The organism is Flavobacteriales bacterium, assembly GCA_013214975.1.
Lineage (GTDB): Bacteria > Bacteroidota > Bacteroidia > DT-38 > DT-38 > DT-38.
The window spans coordinates 1-1863 of the sequence record JABSPR010000366.1; the positions used below are offsets into that span (position 1 = coordinate 1).

Annotated in this window: 2 protein-coding genes; one reads left to right on the forward strand and one right to left on the reverse strand. The window is 36.4% G+C overall.

Annotation, left to right across the window (positions count from 1 at the left end):
• Positions 1 to 1008 (forward strand): DEAD/DEAH box helicase (locus HRT72_11775; GenBank protein ID NQY68384.1); only part of this gene is annotated, 1008 nt, incomplete at its 5' end.
• A 35-nt stretch (positions 1009 to 1043) separates the two neighbouring features.
• Here the strand turns inward: HRT72_11775 and HRT72_11780 are convergent.
• Positions 1044 to 1863 (reverse strand): hypothetical protein (locus tag HRT72_11780; GenBank protein ID NQY68385.1); only part of this gene is annotated, 820 nt, incomplete at its 5' end.

The window sequence follows — 1863 nt, forward strand, 5'->3', positions numbered from 1 at the left end:
GCAGTTCAAATTGGAGAAAATTTTAGAGACTACGCGAAGTACACCAGCATTAGAAACACAGTTATTTTTGGTGGCGTAAACCAAGCGTCGCAAACAAATATTCTAAGAAATGGTGTAGACGTGTTAGTAGCCACTCCTGGTCGGCTGTTAGATTTGATGAATCAAGGGTATATCTCATTAGATAATGTGAAGTATTTTGTATTGGATGAAGCAGATAGAATGCTTGATATGGGCTTTATCCACGACATTAAAAAAATTATAGCTAAGCTTCCTCGAAAAAGACAATCGTTATTTTTCTCTGCAACAATGCCCGATAGCATTTTAGGTTTATCTCAACAAATCTTGAATAACCCAAAGAAGGTAGCAGTGAATCCAGTGTCTTCTACTGCAGAAACTATTCAGCAGTTTATTTACAAAACTAACAGAGACCTCAAGCCAAATTTATTACTCCACATCCTTAAAAACCCAGAACTTAAGCAAGTACTTTTATTCTCAAGAACGAAACATGGGGCAGATCGAATTGTGAAGAAGCTTCAACAGAAAAAGATTGAATGCGCTGCTATACACGGCGACAAATCGCAAAACCAGCGTCAAAGAGCCCTTAAAGGATTTAAAGAAGGAAGTATTAGAGTTTTGGTTGCGACAGATATTGCAGCTCGAGGTATAGACATCGACAAGCTGCGTTACGTGATCAACTACGATATCCCGAACGAGTCTGAAACTTACGTGCATAGAATAGGACGATCTGGACGTGCCGGTGCGGAAGGCGTTGCAATTTCTATTTGTGAACCTGAAGAGAATGAATATCTAAGAGATATCGAAAAGCTCATCAAGAAAAAAATTGAAATCGTTACCGACAATCCATTTCCTCAAACCGACAGACCAATGAACGCTCAGGAAAAGAAGGCAGCGGAAAAGGAAAAAAACAGAAAGAAACAAGAATTCTTTGCTAACCGAAAAAAGAACAGAGGTGATCGAAACTCTAACTCAGGTAGAAATAAAAGGTAGAAAGAGTTAATGTAAGCCCCTATCAATAATTAGGGTCATTCATCATGTAACTCTTTAATCTCAATACAAGTTTTTATTAATTGCGAGATGTGTTTTTTGAAAATCTTCTTATCTTCTAAAATTTCTCTTTTAATCTTTATAACAGAGAAGTAACCATCTGATTCCAAAAGGGAATATTCGTTCCGTTCCACTATTTCCAATACTTCTGAACTTTTATCGTCTAAAAGCTCTTCATCCATTTGGTAGAGGAATGAAATTTCACAATAGAAGTACTCAGATGAAAACGGAATATTCGCTTCTTCGTCGTACTCAATTAATCCCATGAAATGAACATCATTATAGTAAATAGGAATATTAATAAAAGGATGTGATTGTGCGACACAAAAGAAACGGTCGTCTACTGAAGGTTGTTCGTCTATTGTTTCCAAGTCATGCAAATCCGACATTGAATCGAATGTTTCATGGAGCATATCAATAATTTGTTCCACCCATTCGGCTCTTCCTGGTAACGTCCGGTTTCCTGATTTTATAAAATCATTCCATTCTTCTAATTTGGTTTTAATCTCATCAATACCATCAAAATTAACTACTGCTTTTTCTACTCCTTTAAAAGTCTTTACCTCTACACCTGCTAAGTTTGCCGACAACTTAAGTTCATCAGATATTTCAGAACATATTAACATTAGTTTAGGTGCGTGATAATTTATTCCAAATTCATTCTTCCATTTGGTCAATTCGCTATCCTGCATAGAAACGATAAGAGCTTTATATTCTAAAATTTGTGCAAGGTCTTCTCGCCGTAGTTTCCCTTTCTTTAATTCAATTACGACCGGGCGGATATCTGATAAATCTCTA